The following is a 26,319-nucleotide window of genomic DNA, read 5'->3' as shown; positions in this document are numbered from 1 at the left end:
GCTGGGCGGTCATCGGAGGGTTTCCGGTCGGAGCAGGGGCGGGTGCAGGGCGGTGGCCGGGCCGGCGCGGTACAGCGCGGCGGGTTTGCCGCGGCCGCCGGTCAGGCGGGCGCCGCCGGGGACGGCCTGCACGAAGCCGGGCGTGGCGAGCACCTTGCGGCGGAAGTTGGGGCGGTCGAGGCCGGTGTCCCAGACGGTTTCGTAGACGGCTTGCAACTCGCCGAGGGTGAACTCGGGCGGGCAGAAGGCGGTGGCCAGGCAGGTGAACTCCAGCCTGGCCTGGACCTGTTCGCGGGCATCGGCGAGGATGCGGTCGTGGTCGAAGGCGAGGGCGGCGACCTCGGCCTCGGCGAGTGGCACCCAGCGGGCCTGGGCGGCGTCGCCGCCGGCCGCAGGTTCGGGCAGATCGGGGACCAACGCGGCGAAGGCCACGGAGACCACCCGCATCCGGGGGTCGCGATCCGGGTCGCTGTAGGTGCGTACCTGCTCCAGGTGAAGGCCGTCGAGCAGGGACTCCGGCAGGCCGGTCTCCTCGGCGAGTTCGCGGCGGGAGGCCTCCTCGGCCGACTCGTGGGGAAGCAGGAAGCCGCCGGGCAGCGCCCAGGCGCCCGCGTACGGCTCCTGGCCGCGCCGGATCAGCAGCACATGAAGGGCGGCGGCGCGCACGGTCAGCACGGCGAGGTCGACGGTCACCGCGAACGGCTCGTACGCGGACGGGTCGTACGAGGCGGCGGATGTCACCGGTGCTCCGGGAGCGGGTCGTTGAAGTGCCAGCCCTCGGTGAGCAGGCCGTCCACCGCGGCCACGGCTGTGCGCAGCCGCTCCTCGGGGCTGCCGGTGACCAGCAGGAACCGGCGGCCGGTGCGCTCCAGTTCCTCCCGGAAACGGCCGGTCATCCACGGGCGCAGGTGCGGGCCGTCACGCAGGCCGTCGTCCTCGAAGGGCACGCCCTCGTGGTCGGTGAGCAGGTACAGATGGCGCGGGGTGCGGGCGGCGACGGCGGCCACCTCGGGGCTGGGCGCGCCGAGGTAGCGCTCGTGCCAGATCGTGGTGGCGAACGAGTCGGTGTCGCAGATGAGCACGGGGGAGCCGTCCCGGGCTGCGCGCTGTTCGTCGGCGTCCTGGCGGCGGGCGATGACGGGGAACTCCTCCGAGGCGAACTCGGCCTGCGCCCAGTCGGCTTCGGGGTCGGTGGCCCTCAGTGCGGCGAGCTTCTCCTCGCTGTACGCGCGCCCGTACTCGGGTACCCAGCCGGTGTCCGTCCAGATGCCGCCGCGCGCACGGTAGTGGGCGGCCAGTGCCAGGGAGAGGGTGGTGGTGCCGGTGGACTCGGCGCCGAGGACGACCACGCGCCGGACGAGGGAGGCGCGTACGCCCGGGCCGAGGAACGCCCAAGAGCCCACCGGGTCCTTGCGTACGGCGGTACCGGAGACGGGGTAGGTGGTGCGGTCGGGGTCCACGCTGACCTCGGCCGCACCGAACCGGCGGGCCAGCTCGGCGCCGTAGGACTCGGAGGTGAACACGGCGTCCACCGGCTCCGGGACGGCCGTACGGAAGACAGCCATATGGGCGTCCCACACCGCGGGGTCGTGCAGGTCGACCGGGTGGTCGTCGACGGCGCCGACGACCACGGCTCCCGGGTGGGCCTCGCGCATCCACGTCACCCGGTCGGCGAGCGGCACCGACTCCACGGAGGCGGCGCAGACCAGGACGGTCAGCCGGTCGCACTGCGCGAGGGCGGTGCGGACGAGGTGGTGGTGGCCGGCGTGCGGCGGATAGAACTTGCCGAGCACCAAGCCGTGTCGGTACGGGCGGGTGGCGGCGCTCATGCGGTCACCGCCCTGGCGGGGCGGGGGTCGGCGGCCACGAGGGTGCGCCGCCAGCCGACGAGGCCGGTCACGCACAGGGCGAGGAAGCCGACGTACAGCAGGGACGTCAGGTACAGGCCCTTGTAGGCGTACAGCGGGATGTAGACCAGGTCGGCGGCGATCCACAGCCACCAGGACTCCAGCAGCTTGCGGCACTGGCCGTACGTGGCCGTCAGGGAGAGGGCGGTGGTGAGGGCGTCCCAGAAGGGGACGGTGGAGTCGGTGGCCTGGTCCAGCAGCAGGGTGAGGGCGGCGGTGCTCAGTACTCCGGCAGCAGCGAGCCAGGCCCATTCGACACCCGTCGTGCGGCGCACGGGCAGGGCCCCGGCGGTGGCGGGTCCGCCGCCGTGGGCCCAGCTCCACCAGCCGTAGGCGGCCAGTGCGATGAAGACAACCTGGAGGCCGGCGTCGGCGTACAGGCCGGACTCAAGGAAGAGCGCGATGAAGAAGACGTTGTTGGCGATGCCGACGGGCCAGTTGGCGATGTGCTGGCGGGCCACCAGCCAGACGCAGAGGGCGCCGGTGGCGAAGCCGAGCGCTTCGGTCCAGCTGAGGTTCCAGTTCACGGACGACTCCTTTATGGTCATCGTGACTATAAAGGAGTCGGCGGGTGGAGGACAAGGGAGAAGCCCGCAGTGCCACGGGCGCCGCGGGCGGGTGGATCGGAGGCTGCTTTGCTGTGCCCTGGCCGCCCTGGCCCGCCTGGCTGGTCTTGCGGTGCGGCGCCGGTTCGTGGGACTGGGGCCTTCGCGCGGTGTCGCGGCTGCCGTCCGGCTCATGACGGAGCGGACCCGCGCCGGCGTCCTGGGTGGCGGTCGGCGCGGGCCCTTGTTCAGCGGAAGGTCTGCCGCATCTCTCCCAGGCCGTCGATCCGGCTGACCAGGACGTCGTCGGGACCGAGGAACCGCTGGGGAACACGACGGTTGCCCACCCCGGCCGGGGTCCCCGTGAAGATCAGGTCGCCGGGGTGGAGCGGGCACACCGCACTGATGAACTCCACCAACTGGGGAACGGAGAAGATCATCTCGCTGGTGCGGGCCGCCTGGACGCTCTCGCCGTTCAGCAGGCACTCGATCGCGATGTCGTCCCGGTCCGGCAGTTCGTCGGGGGTCACCAGCGCCGGACCCGTCGGGCCGAAGCCCGGGTACGACTTGCCCAGCGAGAACTGCGGCGGCTTGCCCGTGAGTTGGAGGACGCGCTCGGAGAGGTCCTGCCCCACGGTGAGCCCGGCCACCGCCTCCCAGCCCTCGCTCGCGGGCACCCGATGGCAGGGTGCGCCGATGACGGCGACCATTTCCAGCTCCCAGTCGACATTGCCCTTGGGCAGTTCGACCTCCGCGGCCGGGCCGACGATGCAGCTGGGGAACTTGGTGAAGAGCAGCGGGATCTCGGGCGGGACGTAGCCGGCTTCTGCGGCGTGAGGACGGTAGTTCAGCGCCACCGCGAAGACCTGGCGGGGGCGCGGGACAGGCGCGTCCAGATCGGCGGTCCGGTACGGGCTCGCCGCGGGCAGCTCGGCACTCCCGGCCCAGGCCCGGAACTCGGTCCAGTCGGTCAGAACGTCCATGGGGTCCGGGCCGAAGCGTCCCGAAGAGGCGTCGGCGATGTCGACCGCGCCGTCCTCGGTGAGCAGGACGGCCCGGTCGGAAAGCGTGGCCAGTCGCATCTGTTCCGCCTCAGTTCGCCGGGCCGTAGAGGTCGATGGAGAACGGCTCGGTGTCGTGTGCGTCCTTCCAGCCGATCACGTGGTTCCGCAGCGTGCCGACGCCCTCGATCTCCGCCTCGATGCGGTCACCCGGCTTGAGATAGAAGTCGAACGGGTTCGGCTGCACGGCGGCGACGCCCGAGATGGTGCCGGTGGTGATGATGTCGCCGGCCGTGTAGCCCTGGGCCGAGTGGTAGGCGACCAGGTGCGGGATCGAGATGATCATCTTCTTGGTGTTGCCGGTCTGCCGCCGCTCGCCGTTGACCCGGAGCTCCATCGCGAGCGCGTGCGGGTCGGGAACCTCGTCCTTCGTGACGATCCAGGGGCCGATGGGGCAGAAGGTGTCGATCCCCTTCGAGAAGGAGAAGACGCCCGACTGCATCTCGCGGCGCTGGATGTCACGCGCGGTGATGTCGTTGAAGACCGTGTAGCCGGCGATGTAGTCCTCGGCTTCCTCCGGGCCGAAGAACTTGCCGCTCTTGCCGATCACGATGGCCAGCTCGAGCTCGTAGTCGAGCTCCTTGGTGAGCCCCTCGGGGTACACGATCGGCTGGTCGGGACCGATGATCGCGTCGACGTTCTGGAAGAAGACGATCCCCTTGTGCACCGGGTGCGACCAGTCGACGGCGGTCAGCTCGTCGTGGTGGTCGGTGAAGTTGCCGGCGGTGTGGAAGAACTTCTTGGGGACGATGGGCGCCTGAAGGGTGACCTCGCCGAGGGGGAATCGGCGCCCGGTCTCCTCGACCCTCCCTTCCTGTTCGAAGTAGTCGCGCATCGACGGGACGTCGAGCTCGACCACGGCCTCGCCGTCGACGTAGCCGACCTGGCCGTCGTTGAAGGTCACGAGTTTCATGCGGAGTCTCCTGGTGTTCCGACGCGGAAGACGCGCAACTGCAGCGCGAGCGTTGCGTAGTAGCCCACCAGGGTGGTGAGCTCCACCACCGCCTCCATGCCGTTCAATGAAACGGCCCGGTCGAAGACGGCGTCGTCGGCGTCACCGCTCGCGACCAGGACCCGCGCCAGTTCGAGGGCGGCGGCTTCGGCGGGGTCCGAGAGCTCGGGTGCCGTGCCGGCGCTCACCGCGGCGATCTCCGCGTCGGTCAGACCCGCGGCCCGGCCGATCGGCTCGTGGGCGTAGCGCTCGAAGGCCGAGTCCCAGTGGGCCGCGACTGCGAGGACGGCGAGTTCGCGGATCCGATCGCTGAGCGAGGTCCGGTAGCGGATCGCCGAGCCCAGCTCTTGGAGGGCAACCCCGACCCCGGGTGCGAACAGCAGCGCGTTGAAGGGGCCGTTGAGTCTTCCCTGTGTATCGGTGAGGGCGAAGAGCTGGGGACCACTGGCGCGGGGCCCTCCGGTGATCGCGTCGTAGAGGCGGCGTTGGCCGAGGTCGAGTTCACCTGGGGCAAGGCGGGGCAACCGAGTCATGGCGCCCAGTGTCGTGCGCGCACCGGAGCACACGCGGTGCTGTGCCAAGCAATGGCATCGCGCCTTCGCGGGTTCCAATGATTGAAACGAACGTAGTGCGGATCACACGGCATCGCCTTTCATCCCTCGCATGGATGACTGGCTCGGACTCGATCATCGCTCGGCCTTGGTGGCCGGTGCCGGCGGCATCGGTGCGGCTGCGGCCCTCGGCCTCGCCGAACACGGTGCCCGCGTGACCGTCACGGACGTCGACGAGGAGCGACTTGCCGCCCTCGCCGAGCAGGCCGTGGAGGCGGGACTCTCGATCGCGACCCGCGCGGCCGACCTCACCGACCCGCGGAGCGCCCGTTCCGCGGTCGACGAGACAGCCGAGACGATGGGCGGCCTCGACGTCTTCGTCCACGCGGTCGGCATCAACGACCGGCGCCCGGTGCTCGAGACGCCCGACGACGTCTGGCATCGGATCATCGACGTCAACCTCAAGAGCGCCGTGTGGAGCGCTCAGGCGGCCGGCGCCCTGATGGTGTCCGGTGGTTACGGCCGGATCGTCCTGCTGTCCTCGGTCTCCGGATTGCTGGCGCACGCCAACCACGCCCCGTATGCCGCCACCAAGGGCGGTGTCAACCAGCTCTGCCGCGTCATGGCCCGCGAGTGGGCGCCGCACGGCGTCACGGTCAATGCCATCGCGCCCGGTTACACGGAGACCGACCTGACGCGCGCCTACCTCGACAAGCCCGGCATACGCGAAGGCATGGTCGGTCTCGTTCCGGCCGGCCGGCTCGGCACCGCCGACGACGTCGTCGCCCCCCTGCTGTTTCTCTGCTCCCCGCAGTCCGCGTTCGTGACGGGTCACGTCATGTACGTCGACGGCGGTCGCACCCTCGTCTGAAAGGCGGACCCATGAATCATCCGCAGCGCTTCACCGACAAGGTCGTCCTGGTCACCGGTGCCGGCACCGGCCTCGGCGCCGAGATCGCCGTCCGGGCGGCCCAGGAGGGCGCCGACGTGGCGATCCACTACCGCAGCTCGCAGGCGGGTGCACGCCGTACGGCCGACCGGGTCGAGGCCGAGGGGCGCAATGCCTTCCTCGTCCAGGCCGACATCGTCGAATGGGCGCAGATCGCGCGCATGGCCGACGAGGTGTGGGGCCACTTCGGCCGGGTCGACGTGGCGATCAACAACGTGGGCGACATGGCCAGTGACCAGATGTCGTGGCGTGAGATCACCGAAGAGGCGATCGACCATACGCTCGCCGTCGACCTCAAGGGCACCTTGCTGTGCACCCACGAGTTCGGCTCGCGGATGCTCGAGCAGTCGGGCGGCGGCTCGATCGTCAACGTTGGTTCCACGGTCGTGGTCCGCGGCAGCGCGAGGGCGCCGCAGTACGCGGCAGCGAAGTACGGCATCCTCGGCATCACGAAGTCCTACGCCCAGGCCTTCGCGCCCAGGGTCCGGGTGAACACCTTCGCACCCGGATTCATGGAGACCGAGCGCATGCTCAACCGTGAGGACTACAAGAACGGACGCGGCGAGAAGCTGCGGGAGATGACCCCGATGCACCACATCCCGAAGCCCGAGGAGGTCGCCGGTACGGCGCTGCTCCTCGCGACCGCGGACGCCCAGCACATCACCGGCAGCTACTTCGTCGCCGACGGCGGCTACAACATGATCGGGGCCTGACATGTCCGAGCGGCGCATCCTCTTCGTCAACGGGAATGTCTTCGACGGCTCGGGCGCCCCGGCCGTCCGTGCCGATGTGGTCGTCCGCGGCGAGACGATCGAGGCGGTCGTCGTCGGCGGTGGCGTACAGACGCAACCGGGCGACCAGGTCGTCGACTGCACGGGCAGGACGGTCATGCCGGGAATGATCGAGTCGCACTGCCACCTCACCTTCCCCTCGGCCGTCGGTCACATAGATTCCTCCTTCAACCCGCCCCTGGACGTCAGCTTCTTCCGTCACATGCCGACGCCGGACGAGCACCTCGAGATCGCGAAGCGCAACGCGCGCATCCTGCTCGACCAAGGCTTCACCAGCGCCTACTCGGCCGGCTCGCTGACCCCGGTGCCGACCGAGGTGATCCTCCGCGACCAGATCAAGGCCGGTGCCGCGGTGGGACCCCGGATGCGTGCCGCGTCGTTCGAGCGCGACAACAACCCGGTGCGGATGGGCCCCGACGGCCCGCGCGAACAGAAGACGGGGCCGGACGCGGTACGCGCGTTCATCCGTGAGCAGGCCGCGATCGGCTTCGACAGCGTCAAGCTGCTGATGAGCAACGACGACGTCTTCTTCGAGGGCGGCTCGATGGTGACGCAGTACAGCGCCGAAGAGGCACTGGCCGCCGGGGAGCAGGCGCGCGAGTCCGGTGTCTGGCTCAACTGCCATGCCCAGAACCCCGAGTCGATCAAGCGGGCGGTCACCAGTGGCTTCCGCTCGATCTACCACTGCTCCTACGCCGACCAGGAGGCGATCGACCTGCTCGAAGAGGCGAAGGACTCGATCTTCCTCTCGCCTGCTGTCGGCATCATGTGGGCCAACGTCCACGAGGGCGAGGAGTTCGGCATCGACACCGCGATGGCCCAGAAGATGGGCTCGGTGAAGGCGCTCGACGCGATGACGAAGCTCTACCCCGAGCTCCGCGCGCGCGGCCTGCGCGTGCTGCCGGGCGGCGACTACGGCTTCCCCAACAACCCGATCGGCCGCAACGCCCGCGACCTCGAACTCTTCGTCAAGCTCTTCGGCTACAGCCCGCTCGAGGCACTCAAGGCGGCCACCTTCCACGGAGGTCAGGTCCTCGACTTCCCGGTCGGCCTCCTGGCCCCGGAATACCTGGCCGACATCCTCGTGGTGGACGGAGACCCGACGAAGGACGTGAGCGTGCTCCAGGACGCCGAGAAACTCGTCGCCATCGTGCAGGGCGGCCGGTTCCACAAGAGCGCCGAGCACCTCACGCGTGATGTCGCGTGAGGCGGTTCGACGGCATCGAGTACGCCGCGATCCCGGGCTTCCGCCCGCTCGAACTCGACCTGTACCTGCCCGACGCGGAGTCCGCGGCGGGCGCCGTCGAGGTGCCGGTCATCGTCCACGTGCACGGCGGTGGATGGCGACGCGGTTCGCGTCGTCACCCGCTGCCGCGCCTGGGTGAGGACTTCTACCCCGCGATGGTGCGGGCGGGCTTCGCGGTGGCGGCGATCGACTACCGGCTCAGTGGCGAGGCGACCTACCCGGCCGCGGCCGACGACGTTCGCGCCGCGGTCGCGGCCGTGGCCGAGATCATGGCGCCCCACGAGGTCGGCGCGGGGCAGGTGTTCCTCTGGGGCGACTCCGCCGGCGGCCACCTCGCCCTGCTGGCCGCGCTGACCGGCTCCGCCGTGGCCGGAGTGGTCGCGTGGTTCCCGGTCACCGACCTGACCGCCATGCCCGACCCCGCCGATCCGCAGACGCGCGAGGCGCTCTTCCTGGGAGCGCCCGCCGCGGAGATCCCGGACCTCGCCCGTGAGGCCAGCCCGATTCACCACGTGCGTGCCGACGCGCCGCCCGTGCTGGTCATGCACGGCGACAGCGACACGATGGTGCCGACCGCGCAGAGCGTCGACTTCGCCGCGGCCATGACCGCGGCGGGAGGGTCCGCGCAGGTGCAACTCGTGCCCGGCGCGAGCCACTTCTGGGACGGCGCCGAGGACGTGACCGCACTGCAACAGGAGTCGCTCGCCTTCCTGCAGAAGCTCGTCACGCCGTGACCCGTCCGTTGATCCCGGGATTCAACCCGGACCCCAGCGTGGTGCGCGTCGGTGACGACTACTACCTCGTCACCTCGTCGTTCGAATACCTGCCGGGGCTGCCGGTCTACCACAGCACCGATCTGCTGGACTGGCGTCAGATCGGTCATGTGGCGACCAGGCCGGAGCAGGTCGAACTCGATCGGATTCCGACGCCCGGCGGAGTCTGGGCCCCGACGCTGCGCTACCGAGACGGTGTCTTCCACCTCATCGTCACCGTCTTCCTCGGCGGCCGGGGCTGCGTCGTCTTCACGGCGACCGATCCGGCCGGACCGTGGAGCGACGGGGTGAGCATCCCCGCCGTCGACGGGATCGACCCCGATCTCGCCTGGGACGACGACGGCACCCCGATCGTCACGTTCGCCCGCCATCCCGACCCGATCCAGCAGGTCCGCGTCGACCTGACGACCGGCCGGGCCATCGACACACCCCGCGCGATCTGGGCCGGCAGCGGCGGTTACTCGCCCGAGGGCCCGCACCTCTACCGCCGTGGCGCCTGGTGGTACCTGGTGGTGGCCGAAGGCGGCACGGACCGAGGCCACGCCGTCACGGTGGCCCGCGCCCGAAGGCCGGACGGACCGTTCGAGGGCTGCCCGGGGAATCCGGTCCTCACCGCCGCCGGCACCGGCCGGCCGGAGCAGAACCTCGGCCACGCCGACCTGGTCGAGACCGACGCAGGGACGGCGCTCGTCTGCCTCGGGGTCCGACCCGTAGGGCTGGCGCAGTCGTTCTCGCCCCTCGGCCGCGAGACCTTCCTGGCCGACGTCGACTGGGCCGACGACTGGCCGACCGCGCGGCTGACCGAGTTGCCGCCGGCGCCGGACGAGGAGGTGACCTACGACCTCGCCGCTCCGGACGCGCTGACCGACCCGGTCTGGATCGCCGTACGCCAGTTGCCGGCCGCGGTCGCCACTCCCACGCCGGACGGCCTCGTCATCCGCCGCACTCCCGGTCACACCGGGCTGGACGGCCCACGCCCGGCCTTCGTCGGGCGTCGGCAGCGGCATCTGGGCACCGTGGTGAGCGCCGTATTCGACGTCCGGGAGGGGCGCGGGGGCCTCGCGTTCCGCAACGCGGAGGACAACCTGGTGGCGCTGGAGGCCCACGCCACCGGAACCGGGGTCGAGGTCGAGGCGCGGGTGGTGGTGGCAGGATTCGACCGGGCCTGGCACGCCACCCTGCCGTACGGAGACGTCGAACTCACCATCGCGACGGCGCCGCCATCCTCCGACTTCTCCGCCGGTGCGGTCGGGGGCGACCGGATCCGGTTGACCGCCCGGGTGGCCGACCACGAGGTGACGCTTGTCGAGCTGGACGGCCGACACTGGTGCTTCGAGACCGCCAAGGCGTTCACGGGCCGGGTCGTCGGGCCGTTCGCGACCGAGGGCGCGGTACGGGTCCGCCGCCTCCGGTACTCGGGCCGGTCCTGACGCTCCGTTCCGTCGGTCCTGGCGTTCCATTCAATGGAGCGGCCAGGTGACGTGGATCAGCGCGAACGGAACGCTGCGAGGCATGCCGATTCATCCTGAGACCCTCCGGCGCTTCGCGCACATCGAGGGTGTTCCCAGCATGCAAGCCTTCTTCGAGGACCCGCAGTACGCCGAGCGGCGGGTCGCGTTCGAGTCCTGGCCGGACTATGAAGTCCCCGACGTCGTGGTGCGCGCGGCGCAAGCGCCCGGGCCGCACGGTCCCGTGCCGGTACGGATCTACGGCGAGCGTCCAGGCGCGACCGGGCGCCCCGCACTCGTGTGGATGCACGGCGGCGCCTTCATGATGGGCGACCTGGACATGCCCGAGGCGGACTGGACCTCGCGGGAGGTGGCGCGGCGTGCCGACGCGGTCGTGGTCTCGGTCGACTACCGGCTGTGCCAGAACGGCGTGCACTACCCGGTGCCTCACGACGACGTCGTGGCCGTGGTGCGCTGGGTCCGCGAGAACGCGGCCGAGCTGGGTGTCGATCCCGAGTGGATCTCGGTCGGCGGGGCCAGTGCCGGGGCCAACCTCGCCGCGGGAGCCGCCCTGAAGCTGCGCGACGAGGACCGCCGGCCACCCTCCCACCTGATCTTCGCCTACGGGGTCGCCCACGCGGTGCTCCCGCCGCTCGGTCCCGAGCTGGCCGAGCTGATGAGCCACGTGCCCCAAGTGCTGCATTTCCCGCCGGAGATGCACGGCTTCTTCAATCACAACTATCTCGGTGGTCCCCTCAGCAAGGCCGACGGATACGCCTTCCCGATCCTGGCCGACCTGCGAGGGATGTGCCCGACGCTGGTGCTCAACGCCGAGTACGACGACCTGAGGGTCTCCGGCGAGGCCTTCGCGGCGGCGCTCGCGGCCACGGGTGTGGACGTGCGCCAGGTGATGGTGCGCTCGATGATGCACGGCTACCTCAACCTTCCGGCCACGTTGGGGCCGACCGCCGCCGCGCTGGACCTGATCGCAGCCGCAGTCGGCCGACCCGTGCCGCTCGACGTATGAGCGCGCCGACCGCGTCGGCCGTCGAACATCTCGGTTCTCCGCTCGGGCTCGGTGAACCCGCGCCCCGGCTGTCCTGGCGGCTCCCGGAGGACACGCTCGCCCAGACCGCATACCGGATCCGGGCGGAGTTCGGTGGCGTGGTGCACGACTCGGACTGGGTCGAGTCCCCCGGAAGTGTCCTCGAGGCATGGCCCTTCGATCCGGTCGGGTCGGCGCAGCCGGTGAGCTGGCAGGTGCGGGTGCGCACCGATCGAGGTGAGTCCGGCTGGTCGGCCGTGGCGAGCTTCGAGACAGGTCTGCTCGCCGCCGGCGACTGGACCGCCTCGTGGATCCGGCCCGGCGAACCGGAACCGCTTCCCCAGGCCCCGCGCCCCGCTTATGAGTTGCGCGGTCGCCTGGTCATCCAGAAGCCAGTACGCCGCGCTCGGCTCTACGCGACGGCGCACGGTCTCTACGAGACCTTCCTCGACGGGGTCCGGGTCGGCGATCTCGAGTTGACTCCCGGGTACACGCACTACTCCGCCCGGGTGCCGGTTCAGGCCTATGACGCCTCCCCGCTGCTCCGGCCGGGGCCGGTCACCTGGACGGCTCTGCTCAGCGACGGCTGGTTCCGCGGCCAGGTCGGGATCTTCCGTGCGGTCGATCAGTGGGGTGAGCGCACGGCGTTCCTCGCGCAGTTGCACGTGGAGTACGACGACGGCACCACCGAGGTGTTCGGCACCGACGCGGGTTGGGAGTCGCGGCCGTCGAGCCTCGTCCGCGCCGACCTGATCGACGGGGTGTCCGACGACCGGCGTGCCACCGACGCGGCCGGATGGCGCCCTGTGGAGCCGGCCGGCCTGGGTTACGAGACGCTGTTCTGGTCCCCGGCGCCCCCGACACGTCGCATCGAAGAGCTACGGCCGAGGTCGGTGGTGCGACGCGGCGACGACCGACAACTGGTCGACCTGGGCCAGAACATCAACGGCTGGGTCCGTCTGGGCAACCTCGGCCCGGCGGGCGGCGAGGTGACGCTCGTGCACGGTGAGGCGCTCGATCCGGACGGCGATCTCACCACCGACCACCTCAGACCCGCGGTGCCGTTCCTGCCCGAGCCGCTTCCCGCCGGGCAGGTCGACCGCGTCGTCTCCGCCGGTCGGCCCGGCGACGTGTTCGAGCCGCGGCACACCACCCACGGCTTCCGGTACGTCACCATCGAGGGTCATCCCGACGAACTGACCCCGGAGGATGTCACAGGCGTCGTGGTGCACAGCGATCTGCGCCGCACGGGATGGTTCTCGTGCAGCGACGAGCGGATCAACCGGCTCCACGAGGCCGCCGTGTGGAGCTTTCGAGACAACGCCTGCGAGATCCCAACCGACTGTCCCCACCGGGAGCGGGCGGGGTGGACCGGCGACTGGCAGCTCTACGCACCGACGGCCGCGTTCCTGTACGACGTCGCCGGATTCTCGGCGAAATGGCTGGGCGACGTCGCGATCGAGCAATGGCCCGACGGCACGATCGCCAACATCTCGCCGCACGGTCCGGCGGAGGGCCCGGACGGTCCCACCGCGCCGCTGCAGGGTTCGGCCGGCTGGGGTGACGCCGTCGTCATCGTGCCCTGGGAGCTCTACCGGGCGTACGGCGACGAGCGGATCCTGGCCGAGCTGTGGCCGAACATGGTGCGCTGGGTCGGCCGTGCCGAGCGGATGGCCGCCGCCGGCCGGCACCCCGGTCGCACCGGACCCGAGGCGGCGCACGAGCGCTACCTGTGGGATACGGGCTTCCACTGGGGTGAGTGGCTGGAGCCGGGCAACGAGGTCGACGACTTCGGCGCCTTCGTCGCCGCCGACAGGAGCGATGTCGCCACGGCGTACTTCGCGCATTCGGCGGGGCTGATGGCCCGTATCGCCGAGGTGCTCGACAAGCCCGCGGAGTCGGCTCGGTACGCCGAACTCGCCGCCCGCGTCACCGCCGCCTGGCGCACCGAGTTCCTCGCCGCGGACGGCACGGTGCGGCCCGCCACACAGGCCAACCTCGCGCGGGCACTGACCTTCGGGCTCGTCCCGGAGGACGCCGTGCCGGACGCCGTGGCGCAGCTCGTCGGCCTCGTCCGGGCCGCGGGCACCCATGTCGGCACCGGCTTCCTGGCGACGCCCTTCCTCCTGCCGGTGCTGGCCGAACACGGCGAGGCGGATCTTGCCTACGAGCTCCTGTTCCAGGACGGTCCGCCGTCCTGGCTGCACATGCTCGATCGCGGTGCGACCACGATGTGGGAGCGCTGGAACGGGATCGCGGACGACGGCACGCCCCACGAGTCGCTCAACCACTACTCGAAGGGAGCGGTGATCAGCTTCCTCCACCGGCACACCGCGGGGCTGCGGCCGCTCGATCCGGCCTACCGCCGCTTCCGGGTGGCCCCGCTTCCGGGCGGTGGTCTCACCCAGGCCTCCGCGACGCTCGACTCGCCCTACGGGCGCATCGGTTCGGCCTGGCAAATCAGAGACGGGCGGTTTCTTCTCGAGGTCGTCGTGCCCCCGGGCACGACCGCCGAGGTCGTCCTGCCGAACGGAAAGGCGGACAGGGCCGGCCCCGGTCGGCACACCTTCACGACCTGAGTGCCGCCGGTGGCAGGGCCGCGCTGGGGGCGCCGAGGGCCCGCGAGATGCCCTGCGCGGCGATCCTCACCGCGTACGTGAGCCGGCGTGGCTGCGCCTCCCGTTCGGGGAGCAGCACGCCGATCGCGGCGACCGCTTCGTCGCGCTCGTCGAAGATCGGCGCCGCCACGGCCACCAGCGTCTCCAGCTCGGTACGACGGAAGATGGCCACCCGCTCCCGGCGCACGTCGGCGAGCGTGCGCCGCATCGCCGCGGCCGGAATCAGCGCCTTGTCCGGCTCGCTGTGCAGCGGCCGCGCGAGCAGTTCGTCCTGCACCTCGCCCGGTGCGAAGGCGAGGAGCGCCAGCCCCATGCCGGTCGCGTGCAGCGGCATCTTGCCGCCGACCCGGTACCGCACCTGGACCGCTCTGTGCGCCGAGAGACGCTCGACCAGCGTCGCCTCGAGACCGTCGCGGACCGCGAGCTGCACATGCTGATGCGTGACCGCTCCCAGGTCGCTCATGAAAGGCAGAGCTGTCTGGCGCAGCCCGTGACCGCGCGGGGCGAGGGAGGCAACCTCCAGCAGCCGCAGGCCGATCGAGTACCGGCCGGCCTCGTCCCGTTCGAGAGCACCCCAGTCGAGCAGCCGGTTGGCCAGCCGCAACGTCGTGCTGACCGGAATGCTGCTGAGCACGCTCAGCTCGCGCAGGGTCAGGTGCCGCCGCGTCGCGTCGAACGTCTCGAGCAGCGACAACGCCCGGTCGATGACGGGTTCCCCCTGCGGTGGTCGCTTGCCCCGGCGTCGGGTGGGGGCGGCATCCGTCTCGCTCACCAATGAGTCCTTCCGATGAAGCGCGCGTTTCAATCAATGGCAATCATGGCTGACTTGTGTGACTGGCGCCACTCATTGTTCTCGTCAAGTTGGGCGAAGGCCCCGACCCGGACAACCCGAGAGGCTTCGATGACCGGCTTCACCTTCAAGCGTCTGGCGGCCAGCACACTGGCCCTGGCGGTAGCCACCGTCTCTCTGGCGGCGTGCGGCTCTTCGACGAACAGCGCAGATGGTTCTTCGAGCACCACGCTCACCCTCGGCTACGACTCCGACCCGGCACCCCAGGCCTACGACCCGCTGCTCTACGGCGGCGGCCAGCGACTCTTCTACGAGTCGGTCTACCAGTCGCTCTTCGCGGAGGGCCCCGACGGTCAGCCCGTCCCCGAGCTCGTCTCGAGCTTCGGCTACAACAAGTCCAAGACCCAGATGACGCTGAAGCTCAAGTCCGGCGTCACCTTCACCGACGGCTCCAAGCTCACCGCTCAGCTGGTCAAGGCGAACCTCGACCGTCGCACCGACTCCAAGCTCCAGGCCTACTCCGGCTTCGCCAAGGGCGGCTCGACCGAGATCGCCGACGTCAAGGCCCCGAGCGCGGACACCGTGGTGCTCACCTTCCCCGCCGCGCAGGGGTCGTTCCAGACGAACCTCGAGGGCGTCCCCGGGACGATCGTCGGAGCGAAGGCGATCAGCGACCCGAGCCTGCTCCATCAGGGTCCGGACGGCTCGGGCCCGTACAAGATGAACTCCGCGGTCAAGGGCAGCAGTTACACGATGAGCCGCCAGCCCGGCACGAACGCGGGCACCTACCCGTTCCGGACGATCGTCTACAAGCCGTACCTGGACAAGAACGCTCGTCTGAACGCGCAGATATCCGGCCAGACCGACGCGTCGCTCATCGACACGTCCACGGAGGGGACGGCGGAGTCCAACCACGTCTCGCTGGTCAAGAACGGCGGCACGATGCTGGACCTGCTGGTCTTCGACAAGAGCGGGGTGAGCTCGAAGCCGTTCGGCAAGAAGGACGTCCGCCTGGCACTGAGCTACGCGATCGACCGGAACGCCTTCGTCAAGACCGTGGCGAAGGGCGCCGAGCCGACGGCCAACGCCTTCCCCAAGTCCTCGCCCGGCTACGACCCCGCCCTGAACACCCGCTACGCCTACGACGTCGCCAAGGCGAAGCAGACGCTGAGCCGGGCCGGCTACCCGAACGGCTTCTCGTTCACCATCACCGCCAGCCCGACCGATCAGGCCGCGCTGGAGTTCCTGCAGAACGAGTTCAAGGCGATCGGCGTCGACATGAAGATCGACGTCACCACCTCGACCGGCCAGCTCTTCGCGGCGGTCAACACCCAGCCGGCGGGCTTCATCCCGCTGACGATGAGCAACGAGATCGGCGTCACCGCGGGGGTTCTCGTGGGCGGCTTCGCGAACCCGCACAAGACGCAGGACCCGGTGATCGGGGCCGCGCTCGGGGCGGCGTCGAACGCCTCCGGTGCGGACCACCCCGCCGCGCTGAAGAAGCTGAACGGCTCGCTGATCGACGAGGGCTGGCTGATCCCGGTCGCCGAGCAGTACGCGTACGCCGGCTACAACGCCAAGGTGCTCAAGGCTCCGACCTATCCCGGCACCGACGGCTACCCGCTGCTCAGCTCGTTCAAGCCGGTCGCCTGACCGTTCCGGCGGGTCGGCCGGCGGTCCTCAGGACCGTCGGCCGACCGACGGGACAGCACGCCCGGTGCCGTGATCTCGGAAAGGAACCGCATGCTCACCTACCTCGCCCGTCGTATCGGACTCGGTGCCGTCACCGTCCTGGTGGCGTCCGCCCTCAGCTTCCTCCTGGTGCACGCCTCCGGCGGCAGCCCAGGAGCCATCACCGCCGGGGAGGGGGCCACCAGGGCCCAGATCGCGGCGGAGAACGCCCGGCTCGGCTGGGACCGCCCGCTCGTCGCCCAGTACGCGAGCTGGCTCGGACACGCGGTCCGCAGCGACCTCGGGGTCTCGTTGATCGACGGTCGCGGCATCTGGCCGGACCTGACGCAGCGCATACCGGTCACCGCTTCGGCGGCGGTCTTCGCGACCCTGTTCAGCGGGATCCTGGGGATCCTGGTCGGAGTCGTGGCGGCGGTACGCCGGGGCCGACTCGATCGCCTGATCACGGTGACCAGCGGGATCATGCTCTCCCTGCCGCAGTTCTGGCTCGGCATCCTGCTGGTGTACCTGCTCTCGGTGAAGGCGCATCTGCTGCCCGCCACCGGCTATGTCGGGTTCATGACCTCGCCGACGCAGTACGTCCGAAGTCTCGTTCTCCCGGTGCTCGCGCTGGGCCTGACGGGAGCCGCGATCATCGCGCGCACGACCAGGGCCGGCATGGTCGACGCACTGCGGCAGGAGCACATCCGCACCCTGCGCGCCCTCGGCACACCGGTCTGGCGGATCCGCTACCTGCACGCGCTCCGCTTCGCCGCCGCGCCGGTGGTGTCGGTGCTCGGCATCCAGTTCATCGCCCTCTTCGGCGGCTCGGTCATCATCGAGCAGCTCTTCGCGCTGCCGGGGCTCGGCCAGGCCGCACAGGCCGCGATCAACACCCACGACTTCCCAGCGGTCCAGGGCGTCGTCGTCATCGCGACGGTGGTGGTGGTTGTCACCAACCTGCTCCTCGACCTCGTCCTCGCCGCCCTCGACCCGAAGGTTCGTGCCGCGTGAACGCCCTCACCCAACCCGTCCAGGTGCCCCCGGCGTCCGAACCGACGCCCGGCCGGCGCCCCCTGCCGGCCTCGCTGCGCCGCCCCGGCACCGTGCTCGCGATCGCCTGGCTGGTCGCGATCGTGATCGCCTCGGCGACCACGCACTGGTGGGTGCCGGTCCCTGTCGACCGGCAGGACCTCGCTCACGTCCTGACCGGCCCTTCGGGCGGGCACTGGCTCGGCACCGACGAACTGGGTCGCGACATCTTCTCCCGGATCGTCACCGGTGGCTGGATCTCCATCGGCCCGGCACTGCTGGCCGTGACGGTGGCCTTCTGCGTCGGCGTGCCGATGGCGTTGCTCGCGGCCGAGCACGGCCGGAGCGTCGAACGGACCGGCAGCCGCGTCGCCGAGCTGCTCCTGGCACTGCCGACCACCGTGATCCTGCTCGCCTTCGTCGGCGCGGTGGGGGTCCACGTCTGGGCCATCATGGCCGTTCTCGGGCTCCTGCTCGCGGCGCCGGTGTACCGGATCCTGCTCGCGCTGGCCCAGTCGCTGCGCACCCGCCTCTATGTCGACGCGGCGAAGGTGAACGGCGTCGGCTCCCTCCTGGTGAACGTGCGTCACGTACTGCCCGGCATGGCGACCACGATCGCCGTCCAGGCGGCGCAGCTCTTCGCCCTCGGCATCCTGATCGAAGCCGGCCTGGCCTTCATGGGCTACGGGCCCGCCATACCCGCGCCGAGCTGGGGCGGCCTCATCGGCGACGCCCAGCAGCACATCTACGACGACGCCTGGATGATGGTCCCCACCGGTGTCGTGCTCGCGCTGACCGTGATCGCGGCCAACCAGATCGCCGACGCCCTGGCCGGTGAGCGGGAGCGGACCGCCCCGGCTCGCCGCCCCGCGCGACGAGCGACGCGACCTCCGACAGCGGCTCCGGCGGCGGGCGAGGCACACCCCGGGACCGACGGAGCCCTGCTCGCCGTGCGCGATCTGCACGTCGGGGTCGTGGAGGGTACGGAACTGGTCACCGGTGTCTCGGTCTCGGTCCGGTCCGGCACCGTGCTCGGCCTGGTCGGCGAGTCCGGGTGCGGCAAGACGATGACCGCACGGTCCCTGATGGGACTGCTGCCCGACGGCGTCGAGGTCAGCGGCGGTTCCATCCTCTTCGAGGGCCGGGACCTGGTCGGGCTTTCCGACAAGGAGTACCAGGCCGTCCGCGGGCGGGACATCGCGCTGATCTCCCAGGAGCCGATGGTCGCGCTCGACCCGATGTTCTCCATCGGCCATCAACTCACCCAGCCCATCCGCCGCTTCCGTGGGGTCGGCCGCGGCGAGGCCCGCCGTATCGCGCTCGACCTGCTGGCCCAGGTCGGCATCGTCGACCCCGAGCGGATCCTGCGCAGCTACCCGCACGCACTGTCCGGCGGCATGGCCCAGCGTGTGTGTATCGCCCTCGCGCTCACCGGCTCGCCGAAGCTCCTGATCGCCGACGAGCCGACCACCGCTCTGGACGTGACCGTGCAGGCCGAGATCCTCAGCCTGCTGCGCTCACTGGTGCGCGGCACCGGCCTGTCGGTCGTCCTGGTCAGTCACGACCTCGGTGTGGTGGCGGACCTGTGCGACGACGTCGCCGTCATGTACGCCGGCCAAGTGGTCGAGTCCGGGACCGTGGCCGAGGTCCTGGACCGGGCCGCGCATCCCTACACGAGCGCGCTGCTCAGCGCGAACCCCCACATCCCGCAGGGGGAGGAGGTCCCGGACCGGCTGCCCTCGATCCCGGGCACGGTGCCGGCGCCGAAGGACTGGCCCACCGGCTGCCGGTTCGCAAGCCGGTGTCCCCTCGTCACCCCGGAATGCCACGAGCCGATCGCGGCGGCGCCGGCGCACGGCGCGGGAACCGCGCGCTGCATCCATCCGCTGGCCCCGGCGCCCAGCACGGCCATGCCGAACGAATCCGGAGCCGTCCGATGAACCAGTCAGCCCTCAGCGTGCGGGATCTCGTCGTCCACTACGGACGCCGCCACAGGACGCCTCCCGCCGTCGACGGGGTCAGCTTCGACATCGCGCCGGGCGAGACCCTCGGGCTGGTCGGTGAGTCCGGCTCCGGCAAGTCCACCATCGGCAAGGCGATCCTGGGACTTCAGGCGGCGAGTTCCGGATCGATCACGCTGAACGGGACGGACATCACCAGGGCCTCGCTGCGACAGCGGCGGGTCAGCGCGATCGACCTGCGCGCGGTCTTCCAGGACCCCTACTCCTCGCTCAATCCGGCCCAGAGCATCGGCCGGACCCTGGTGGAGCCGCTCCGGGTGTTGCGTGTCCCGAAGCAGGAGCAGTGGCAGCGGGCCCGAGACGCACTCGAAGCGGTCGGTCTCCCGAAGGACGCGATCGACCGCGACCCGGCGCAGCTCTCCGGCGGCCAGCGTCAGCGCGTGGCGATCGCCCGTGCCCTGGTCTGCGACCCGAAGGTGATCGTGCTCGACGAACCGGTCAGCGCCCTCGATCTCTCGACCCAGGCGCAGGTGCTGAACCTGCTGGCCGATCTGCGCGACCAGCGACAACTCGCGCTGCTCTTCATCGCGCACGACCTGGGCGTCGTCCGGTTCCTCTCCCAGCGGGTCGCGGTTCTCTACCGAGGCCAGGTGATGGAGCAGGGCGCTGTCGAATCGGTGACCCAGGAACCGCGTCACCCCTACACCGTGGCGCTGACCGCGGCCGCACCTGTGCCCCATCCGGCCGAGCAGGCTCTCCGCCGCGCCGCGCGCGAAGCCTTGGGCATCGGCGCGGCCGGGACCGCCGGGGCGGCACCGAAGGGCTGTCCCTTCGCGAACCGGTGCCCGCTAGCGGAGGACCTCTGCCGTACCGAACGGCCCCCTCTCAGCGGCACCGGTGACGCCTCCGCGGCCTGCCATCGCCTCGACGAGGTCGCCGCACTTCGCGCGACCTCCTGACCCTGGCACCACCTTGCGACCTCCTGACCCTCGCACCACTTGCGACCCACTGAAACCTCGCACCACCTACGGAGATCTCATGCACCAGTTCCCCGCCGACTTCCTCTGGGGAGTGGCCAGTGCCGGCCACCAGACCGAGGGCGACAACGCGACCAGTGACTGCTGGTTCGCCGAGAACGTGACACCGACCGTCTTCAAGGAGCGGTCGGGCAAGGCCTGCGACGGCTGGGAACGCTGGCGCGAGGATGTCGACCTGGCCGCCGCCATGAACCTCAACGCCTACCGCTTCTCCGTCGAGTGGGCGCGGGTCGAGCCCGTCGAAGGCGAGTTCTCCGCCGCCGCGCTGGCCCACTACGAGGCGATCGTCGACCACTGCGTCGAGCGGGGTCTGGCGCCGGTCGTCACGTTCCACCACTTCGTCGCCCCGCACTGGTTCGCCGCGCGCGGCGGATGGCTGGACGCCGAAGCCCCGGAACGGTTCGCGCGCTTCTGCGACCGGATCATGGCAGCCTTCGGCGACCGGATCGCGGTGGCGGTGACGATGAACGAACCCAACCTGCCGCCGATGCTCGCCTGGGCCGGGCTGCCCGACTTCGTCCGGGACCTGGAGCGCGCGACGCTGGAGGCCTGCACCCGGGCGGCCGGCGTCGAGCGCTACCGCCTCACCAACATCACGCTCGCCGAGGAGTCCGGCGCCCTGCTCGCGGGCCAGGCCGCGGGGCACCGCGCGGCTCGCGCGGCGATCAAGGCGCGTCGCGCGGATCTTCCCGTCGGCCTGTCGATCGCGATCGTGGACGACCTCGTCCACGGCTCGGACCCCACCCTGCGTGACCGCAAGCGCGCCGAGGTCTACCAGCCCTGGCTGGAGATCGCTCGCGAGGACGACTTCATCGGAGTCCAGAACTACGAGCGCCACTACTACGACGCGACGCGGGCGGTGAACCTCGACGGCACACCCGCCGAGGGCGGGGTGATGAACCGCACCGACCCGGCGTCGCTCGGCAGTTGCGCGCAGTACGCCCACGCGGTGAGCGGCGTGCCGGTCCTGGTCACCGAGCACGGCATGCAGGCGGACGACGACACGCAGCGCGCCGTTTTCATCGAGCCGTCGCTGGCAGGTCTGCAGCAGGCGATGGACGTCGGCGTCCCGGTGCTCGGCTACTTCCACTGGACTCTTGTGGACAACTTCGAGTGGATCTTCGGCTTCGGGCCCAAGCTCGGGCTGCACAGCTTCGACCCCATCACCTTCGAGCGCACACCGAAGCCGAGCGCGGGCCGCTACGGCGACCTGGTCGCGGAGCTGCGTCGTGGATGAGGTCTCCGCCGTCCGCTTCGAACATCGCGACGATCCGCTCGGCATCGGGGAGGATCGCCCGCGACTCTCCTGGCAGGTCGCCGGCCAACAGGGCCGGCGACAGGCCGCCTACGAACTGACCATCGGCGACGAGTTCTTCCACGTCGACTCCGCCGACTCCGTGCTGGTGCCGTGGCCCGCGAGGCCACTGGCGTCCCGCGAGGCGCGCGAGGTCCGGGTCCGCGTCATCGGCACCGAGGGCGAAGTCTCCGACTGGAGCGACCCGGTCGGCGTGGAACGCGGTCTCACCGCCGACGACTGGAAGGCCGCGCTGATCGAGCCCGCCGGAGACGAACGCGGGCCGGCGGCACTGCTCCGACGCTCCTTCGTCGCCGACGGCACGATCGCCCGCGCCCGCCTCTACATCACCGCGCACGGGCTGTACGTCGCCGAACTCAACGGCGAGCGGGTCGGCGACGACGCCCTCGCCCCGGGGTGGACCAGCTACCACCACCGGCTGCGCTACCAGACCTACGACGTCACCCGGCAGGTGCGCGCCGGTGAGAACGCGATCGGGGTGCAGGTCGCCGACGGCTGGTGGCGAGGCCGGGTCGGGTTCGTGCCCGGCTGGCGCGACACCTACGGCAGCTCACTGGGGCTGCTCGCCCAACTCGAGATCGACTACGTCGACGGCCGGCGTCAGGTGATTGCCACCGACGAGGGCTGGTGCTCCTCGACCGGGCCGATCCGGTCCGCGGATCTCTACGAGGGCGAGACCTACGACGCGACGATGGCGCTCCCCGGCTGGTCGAGTCCCGGATTCGACGACCTGGAGTGGGGCGGGGTGCGCCGCGGCGAGCGCGACCCCGCCACTCTGGTGGCTCCGTCGGGGCCTCCGGTCCGGGCGGTCGAGGAGCGCGTTCCGGTCGACACGATCACCACTCCCTCCGGCCGTACCGTCCTCGACTTCGGCCAGAACCTGGTGGGACGACTCCGCATCCGGGTGTGCGGCCGCCGCGGCGCGACGGTCACCATGCGCCATGCCGAGGTACTCGAGAACGGCGAGCTGGGGGTCCGACCGCTGCGCACGGCGACGGCCACGGACCGGTACGTGCTCGCCGGGGATGCCGACGGCGAGTACTGGGAGCCGTCCTTCACCTGCCACGGCTTTCGCTACGCCGAGGTGAGCGGTGACTACGACGAACTCGAGGCGACGGCCGTCGTCTACCACTCGGACATGCGCCGGACCGGCTGGTTCGAGTGTTCCGACCCCTTGCTCAACCGTCTCCACGAGAACGTCGTGTGGGGGATGCGCGGTAATTTCGTCGACGTCCCCACCGACTGTCCGCAACGTGACGAGCGCCTGGGCTGGACCGGTGACATCCAGGTCTTCGCGCCCACGGCCGCCTACCTCTTCGACTGCGCCGGCCTGCTCACCTCCTGGCTGGCCGATCTCGCCGCGGACCAGACCGCGGAGGGCGTCGTCCCGCTGTTCGTGCCGCGGATCGACTTCCCCGGCCCCTTCGCGGAACCGGCCCCGACGGCCGGCTGGAGTGACGCCGCGGTGATCGTCCCCTGGGTGCTCCACCACCGGTTCGGCGATGCGGAGCTGCTCCGTCGCCAGTATCCGAGCATGCGGGCCTGGGTCGACGGCGTGACCGCCTCGCTGGGGCCGGCCGGCCTCTTCGACAAGCCGGCGTTGCAGCTCGGCGACTGGCTCGACCCGGCGGCACCTGCCGACGCTCCCTGGCAGGCCGAGACCGACGCGCACCTGGTGGCCACCGCCTACCGCGCGCACGTCGCCGGCCTGCTCTCCCGGATCGCCGCGGTGATCGGCGAGGTGGCGGACGCGGTCAAGTACGGCGAACTCGCCAACGGAGTCCGGCAGGCGTTCCACGACGAGTACGTGACGCAGGGGGGCCGGATCGCGAGCTCCGGGCAGACCGGCTATGCCCTGGCGCTCGAGTTCGCTCTGCTGACCGACGCCGAACAGCGCGAGCGGGCGGCACGGCAACTGGTCCGGCTGGTGCGGGAGAAGGGGCACAAGGTCGCCACGGGCTTCCTCGGTACCCCGGTGATCTGCGACGCCCTCACCTCCGCGGGAGCGATCGACGACGCGTACCAGATGCTGCTCCAGACCGAGTGCCCCTCCTGGCTGTATCCGGTGACGATGGGGGCCACCACGATCTGGGAGCGCTGGGACTCCCTGCTTCCCGACGGTTCGGTCAACCCCGGGGAGATGACGTCGTTCAACCACTACGCTTTCGGCGCGGTGGCCGATTGGATGCATCGGGTGGTCGCCGGGCTCGGACCCGGCTCGCCGGGGTACCGGTCCCTGTGGGTCGAGCCGCGACCCGGGGGACGGCTCTCGTGGGCACGCACGGCGCACCGCACTCCCTACGGCTTGGCCGAGGTCGCGTGGGAGCGAGCCGAGGGCGAACTCCGCGTCGACGTCACCGTGCCGACCGGATCGGTCGCGACAGTCGTCCTGCCGGGTCTCGAACCCCAGGAGATCGAATGTGGCCGGCACCGCTTCGTGGTGCCGCACCCGGGCCCGCTGGACGATCACGAATGGCACCCGTCCCCACCCTTTCCGCTCGACCTGTTTGCCGAGGGAGAACGCTGACGGACAAGGCCACGGGTTCGGCTGCCGCGGCGGTGACAGCCGAACCCACTGGCGGCGCCGTTGCGGTGGGCGACTTGGGCCGGGCGCCATCCCGGCCTCGTCAACCGGGAGCCGACTCCCAGGCGGCCGCCATCGGCAACTCGGAGGTCGCCTCCCGCAGCCCCCGCCCGTTCCCGTTCCCGTTCCCGGCCCCGGTCGTCAGCCCGCGGCGGCGGTGAGCGCTCCGAGGGCGCTGGCCTGGGTACGCCAGTCGGTCTGCTGGGGGACGGTGCCGGCCCACCGTTCACCGAGGGCGTTGAGGGAGCTGCGGTCCTGCGCCCACAGGGAGTCCGCCTGCTTCTGAACGTAACTCTGGTAGGTACTGGACCCGGTGGCCTTCGCGAGGTCGGCGAAGTTCCGCATGAAGATGCCCTTGAACTGCTTCTGGTTGTCGTCGCATGACGCGGAGCCGACATCGCAGGACTCGGTGAGGACTCCGCTCCGGGTCAGCGCAGGGCTGCTGATCGCGGCGTCGGCAAGGGTCCGCGCGGTGGCCAGCGGAGCAGCGTCCCCGGTCGCCCTCCACAGTTCGGTGAAGCCGCCGATGGCCAGTCCCTGGTTGTAACTCCACACGGTGCCGCCGTTGTTGGCACAGGCCGAGGTGAGCCCGTCGTTCACCAGACCCGAGGAGTTGATCATCCCGCTGGACCGGTACCAGGCGGCGGCCGTCCTGGCCCGCTGGAGCCAGACGGTGTCACCCGTGATGCGTCGGTGCAGCGCCGCGGTCAGCCAGAGGTACTGCCCGTTCGTCACGGCATTCTTGTAGGTGCGCTCGCGGTCCCACCACACGCCGCCGCCGCAGGTGCCGGGGTCCCAGTACTGCTGGACGTAGTCGGCGATGGTGACGGCCTCGCTCAGATAGCGGGCGTCGCCTGTGTAGTCGTACGCGTCGAGCCAGGCGATGGCCCACCAGCCCGAGTCGTCGATGGAACGGCTGATGAAGTGGCCCTCGATCGCGTCCGAGCTGCGCACACCGGCGGCGAAGACGCCCTTGTTCTGGTCGAAGGTGCGCGCGATGACCCAGTCGTAGTCGTGCCGGCCGGTGGTCTTCGCGAAGTCGACGAGGGAGGTGAGCGTGGCGGCGGAGTTCCACCAACTGCTCGGCCACCAGCCGTTGTAGGGGTCGTACGCGGTCATCAGCGCGTCCGCCGCGGCGCGCGCCCTGGTCGGCGCGGGCCTGACCCACGCGGTGCAGCTGCCCTCCTGGTGCGCGGCCTCCCGGCCGCACGCGCGGACCGCGCCGCCGGGAAGGAGGCCGCGCGGATCGCGGGTGGCGTACATCGCGGTACGGGTGCCGGTCGCCCCGGACGGGGTGCTGGTGCGGCCGAGGGAGGAGCCGTCGGGCCAGGTCGCGCCGCCGTCCCAGGAGCGGTCGAGCCAGATCTCGTCGCCGGCGCCGCCGGTGTCGATACCGGCCCAGGCCATGGAGTTCTTCTGGTCGACGTGCAGGCGGATCGTGCGGCCGTAGAGGGTGGTGGACGGCACCGGTTGATCGTCAGCGGCCGCCTGGCCGGCGTCGGTTCCGTCACAGAGCGCGTCGCACACGGCGGGGTAGGCCCAGTTCGTACAGCCGACCCCGGCGGCGTCGCCGCAGGCCCGCACGAGCCCGCGTCGGTGGTTGCGCGGATCGGTGATGTTGTACATCAGCGTTCGGGTGCCGGTCCAGGTTCCCGGGACGCTCGCCTTGCCGAGCAGCCCCTCCCAGGTGGCGCCGCCGTCCCAGGAGCGGTCCAGCCACACCGAGTCGCCGGTCACGCCGTCGTCGATGCTGGCCCAGGCCATGTCGTCCGTGTCGGAGACGTGCAGTTCGAGGCGACGGCCGTTGAGGTTCTTGTTCGGCACGGGGAAGCTCTCCTGCCGTGCCTGCGACGGGTCCAGCGTGTCACAGGCCAGTACGCACACCTGCGTGGTGGCGGCGGCGGGCGTCGCGGCCGGGCCCAAGGCCACGAACGCCAGCACGGTCGTCAGCAGGAAGCTGAGGAGTCGTGATCCGACAACGATGTCTGGGCTTCGTGAGAACACCGGAACTCGCCTCGATTTCACGATGGGGGCCAACGGCTC

The 26,319-nt window shown here is 70.8% G+C and carries 21 protein-coding genes; 13 read left to right on the top strand and 8 right to left on the bottom strand.

Going from position 1 to position 26,319, the window contains the following annotated elements:
- Positions 1–9: 9 nt before the first annotated feature.
- The 6 genes from ACIQRL_RS23525 to ACIQRL_RS23500 form a co-directional block, all read right to left on the bottom strand.
- Positions 10–741: an NUDIX hydrolase gene (locus ACIQRL_RS23525; RefSeq protein ID WP_401334589.1), complete on the bottom strand. Its 732-nt coding sequence runs from the start codon at positions 739–741 to the stop codon at positions 10–12.
- Positions 738–1,829: an AAA family ATPase gene (locus tag ACIQRL_RS23520; protein WP_401334587.1), complete on the bottom strand. Its 1,092-nt coding sequence runs from the start codon at positions 1,827–1,829 to the stop codon at positions 738–740. The genes ACIQRL_RS23525 and ACIQRL_RS23520 overlap by 4 nt, the downstream gene beginning before the upstream one ends.
- Positions 1,826–2,455 carry a nicotinamide riboside transporter PnuC gene (pnuC, locus tag ACIQRL_RS23515; protein WP_401334584.1) on the bottom strand — a complete coding sequence of 210 codons (630 nt, stop codon included), beginning with the start codon at positions 2,453–2,455 and terminating at the stop codon, positions 1,826–1,828. Before pnuC ends, ACIQRL_RS23520 begins: the two co-directional genes overlap by 4 nt.
- A gap of 245 nt (positions 2,456–2,700) precedes the next feature.
- Positions 2,701–3,534 (bottom strand): fumarylacetoacetate hydrolase family protein, encoded by an 834-nt coding sequence (locus ACIQRL_RS23510; RefSeq protein WP_401334583.1) that lies wholly within the window; start codon positions 3,532–3,534, stop codon positions 2,701–2,703.
- Positions 3,535–3,544: 10 nt separating this feature from the next.
- Entirely contained in the window at positions 3,545–4,426 is an 882-nt protein-coding gene (locus tag ACIQRL_RS23505) for a fumarylacetoacetate hydrolase family protein (protein ID WP_401334580.1), read from the bottom strand.
- Complete coding sequence (locus ACIQRL_RS23500) at positions 4,423–4,998, bottom strand: carboxymuconolactone decarboxylase family protein (protein WP_401334578.1); 576 nt, start codon at positions 4,996–4,998, stop codon at positions 4,423–4,425. Before ACIQRL_RS23500 ends, ACIQRL_RS23505 begins: the two co-directional genes overlap by 4 nt.
- Before the next feature lie 130 nt (positions 4,999–5,128).
- On the opposite strand from ACIQRL_RS23500, the gene ACIQRL_RS23495 reads away from it, so the two are divergent.
- From ACIQRL_RS23495 to ACIQRL_RS23465, 7 genes are all read left to right on the top strand, one after another.
- Entirely contained in the window at positions 5,129–5,887 is a 759-nt protein-coding gene (locus tag ACIQRL_RS23495; RefSeq protein WP_401334575.1) for an SDR family NAD(P)-dependent oxidoreductase, read from the top strand.
- 11 nt (positions 5,888–5,898) lie between these two features.
- Positions 5,899–6,678: an SDR family NAD(P)-dependent oxidoreductase gene (locus ACIQRL_RS23490; protein ID WP_401334572.1), complete on the top strand. Its 780-nt coding sequence runs from the start codon at positions 5,899–5,901 to the stop codon at positions 6,676–6,678.
- Position 6,679: 1 nt separating this feature from the next.
- The gene (locus ACIQRL_RS23485; protein ID WP_401334568.1) at positions 6,680–7,963 is read left to right on the top strand and encodes an amidohydrolase family protein; all 1,284 of its coding nucleotides are present in this window, start codon (positions 6,680–6,682) and stop codon (positions 7,961–7,963) included.
- A complete protein-coding gene (locus tag ACIQRL_RS23480) occupies positions 7,960–8,736 on the top strand; it encodes an alpha/beta hydrolase fold domain-containing protein (RefSeq protein WP_401334567.1) in 777 nt (258 codons plus the stop codon). Before ACIQRL_RS23485 ends, ACIQRL_RS23480 begins: the two co-directional genes overlap by 4 nt.
- Positions 8,733–10,205, top strand: coding sequence for a glycoside hydrolase family 43 protein (locus ACIQRL_RS23475; protein WP_401334564.1), 1,473 nt, complete (start codon positions 8,733–8,735; stop codon positions 10,203–10,205). The genes ACIQRL_RS23480 and ACIQRL_RS23475 overlap by 4 nt, the downstream gene beginning before the upstream one ends.
- Positions 10,206–10,287: 82 nt before the next feature.
- Positions 10,288–11,250: an alpha/beta hydrolase gene (locus tag ACIQRL_RS23470; protein WP_401334561.1), complete on the top strand. Its 963-nt coding sequence runs from the start codon at positions 10,288–10,290 to the stop codon at positions 11,248–11,250.
- Positions 11,247–13,847: a family 78 glycoside hydrolase catalytic domain gene (locus ACIQRL_RS23465; protein ID WP_401334560.1), complete on the top strand. Its 2,601-nt coding sequence runs from the start codon at positions 11,247–11,249 to the stop codon at positions 13,845–13,847. Before ACIQRL_RS23470 ends, ACIQRL_RS23465 begins: the two co-directional genes overlap by 4 nt.
- On the opposite strand, the gene ACIQRL_RS23460 is transcribed toward ACIQRL_RS23465, so the two are convergent.
- Positions 13,837–14,658, bottom strand: a complete 822-nt coding sequence (locus tag ACIQRL_RS23460) for an IclR family transcriptional regulator (RefSeq protein ID WP_401334557.1) — start codon at positions 14,656–14,658, stop codon at positions 13,837–13,839. The two genes, ACIQRL_RS23465 and ACIQRL_RS23460, sit on opposite strands and share 11 nt — an antisense overlap.
- Positions 14,659–14,787: 129 nt before the next feature.
- On the opposite strand from ACIQRL_RS23460, the gene ACIQRL_RS23455 reads away from it, so the two are divergent.
- The 6 genes from ACIQRL_RS23455 to ACIQRL_RS23430 all read left to right on the top strand — a co-directional run bounded on the left by ACIQRL_RS23455 (position 14,788) and on the right by ACIQRL_RS23430 (position 24,219).
- Positions 14,788–16,329, top strand: coding sequence for an ABC transporter substrate-binding protein (locus ACIQRL_RS23455; protein WP_401334554.1), 1,542 nt, complete (start codon positions 14,788–14,790; stop codon positions 16,327–16,329).
- A 90-nt stretch (positions 16,330–16,419) separates the two neighbouring features.
- Positions 16,420–17,361 carry an ABC transporter permease gene (locus tag ACIQRL_RS23450; RefSeq protein WP_401334552.1) on the top strand — a complete coding sequence of 314 codons (942 nt, stop codon included), beginning with the start codon at positions 16,420–16,422 and terminating at the stop codon, positions 17,359–17,361.
- A complete protein-coding gene (locus ACIQRL_RS23445; RefSeq protein ID WP_401334549.1) occupies positions 17,358–19,319 on the top strand; it encodes a dipeptide/oligopeptide/nickel ABC transporter permease/ATP-binding protein in 1,962 nt (653 codons plus the stop codon). Before ACIQRL_RS23450 ends, ACIQRL_RS23445 begins: the two co-directional genes overlap by 4 nt.
- A complete protein-coding gene (locus ACIQRL_RS23440) occupies positions 19,316–20,299 on the top strand; it encodes an ABC transporter ATP-binding protein (protein WP_401334546.1) in 984 nt (327 codons plus the stop codon). Before ACIQRL_RS23445 ends, ACIQRL_RS23440 begins: the two co-directional genes overlap by 4 nt.
- Before the next feature lie 79 nt (positions 20,300–20,378).
- Positions 20,379–21,614, top strand: a complete 1,236-nt coding sequence (locus tag ACIQRL_RS23435; RefSeq protein ID WP_401334544.1) for a family 1 glycosylhydrolase — start codon at positions 20,379–20,381, stop codon at positions 21,612–21,614.
- A complete protein-coding gene (locus ACIQRL_RS23430; RefSeq protein WP_401334542.1) occupies positions 21,607–24,219 on the top strand; it encodes a glycoside hydrolase family 78 protein in 2,613 nt (870 codons plus the stop codon). Before ACIQRL_RS23435 ends, ACIQRL_RS23430 begins: the two co-directional genes overlap by 8 nt.
- A 198-nt stretch (positions 24,220–24,417) precedes the next feature.
- On the opposite strand, the gene ACIQRL_RS23425 is transcribed toward ACIQRL_RS23430, so the two are convergent.
- A complete protein-coding gene (locus ACIQRL_RS23425; RefSeq protein ID WP_401335491.1) occupies positions 24,418–26,040 on the bottom strand; it encodes a glycoside hydrolase family 76 protein in 1,623 nt (540 codons plus the stop codon).
- Positions 26,041–26,319: the final 279 nt, after the last annotated feature.

This window comes from Streptomyces sp. NPDC091209 (assembly GCF_044757755.1).
In the GTDB taxonomy this organism is placed as follows: domain Bacteria; phylum Actinomycetota; class Actinomycetes; order Streptomycetales; family Streptomycetaceae; genus Streptomyces.
Note: the sequence above shows the minus strand (reverse complement) of the source record. Positions and strands in the feature narration are given on the sequence as shown.

Coding starts and splice junctions, on each gene's coding strand:
- ACIQRL_RS23520 (WP_401334587.1), bottom strand. CDS start 1,829: ATGAGCGCCGCCACCCGCCCGTACCGACACGGCTTGGTGCTCGGCAAG.
- pnuC (WP_401334584.1), bottom strand. CDS start 2,455: ATGACCATAAAGGAGTCGTCCGTGAACTGGAACCTCAGCTGGACCGAA.
- ACIQRL_RS23510 (WP_401334583.1), bottom strand. CDS start 3,534: ATGCGACTGGCCACGCTTTCCGACCGGGCCGTCCTGCTCACCGAGGAC.
- ACIQRL_RS23505 (WP_401334580.1), bottom strand. CDS start 4,426: ATGAAACTCGTGACCTTCAACGACGGCCAGGTCGGCTACGTCGACGGC.
- ACIQRL_RS23500 (WP_401334578.1), bottom strand. CDS start 4,998: ATGACTCGGTTGCCCCGCCTTGCCCCAGGTGAACTCGACCTCGGCCAA.
- ACIQRL_RS23495 (WP_401334575.1), top strand. CDS start 5,129: ATGGATGACTGGCTCGGACTCGATCATCGCTCGGCCTTGGTGGCCGGT.
- ACIQRL_RS23490 (WP_401334572.1), top strand. CDS start 5,899: ATGAATCATCCGCAGCGCTTCACCGACAAGGTCGTCCTGGTCACCGGT.
- ACIQRL_RS23485 (WP_401334568.1), top strand. CDS start 6,680: ATGTCCGAGCGGCGCATCCTCTTCGTCAACGGGAATGTCTTCGACGGC.
- ACIQRL_RS23470 (WP_401334561.1), top strand. CDS start 10,288: ATGCCGATTCATCCTGAGACCCTCCGGCGCTTCGCGCACATCGAGGGT.
- ACIQRL_RS23465 (WP_401334560.1), top strand. CDS start 11,247: ATGAGCGCGCCGACCGCGTCGGCCGTCGAACATCTCGGTTCTCCGCTC.
- ACIQRL_RS23455 (WP_401334554.1), top strand. CDS start 14,788: ATGACCGGCTTCACCTTCAAGCGTCTGGCGGCCAGCACACTGGCCCTG.
- ACIQRL_RS23450 (WP_401334552.1), top strand. CDS start 16,420: ATGCTCACCTACCTCGCCCGTCGTATCGGACTCGGTGCCGTCACCGTC.
- ACIQRL_RS23440 (WP_401334546.1), top strand. CDS start 19,316: ATGAACCAGTCAGCCCTCAGCGTGCGGGATCTCGTCGTCCACTACGGA.
- ACIQRL_RS23435 (WP_401334544.1), top strand. CDS start 20,379: ATGCACCAGTTCCCCGCCGACTTCCTCTGGGGAGTGGCCAGTGCCGGC.
- ACIQRL_RS23425 (WP_401335491.1), bottom strand. CDS start 26,040: ATGGCCTGGGCCAGCATCGACGACGGCGTGACCGGCGACTCGGTGTGG.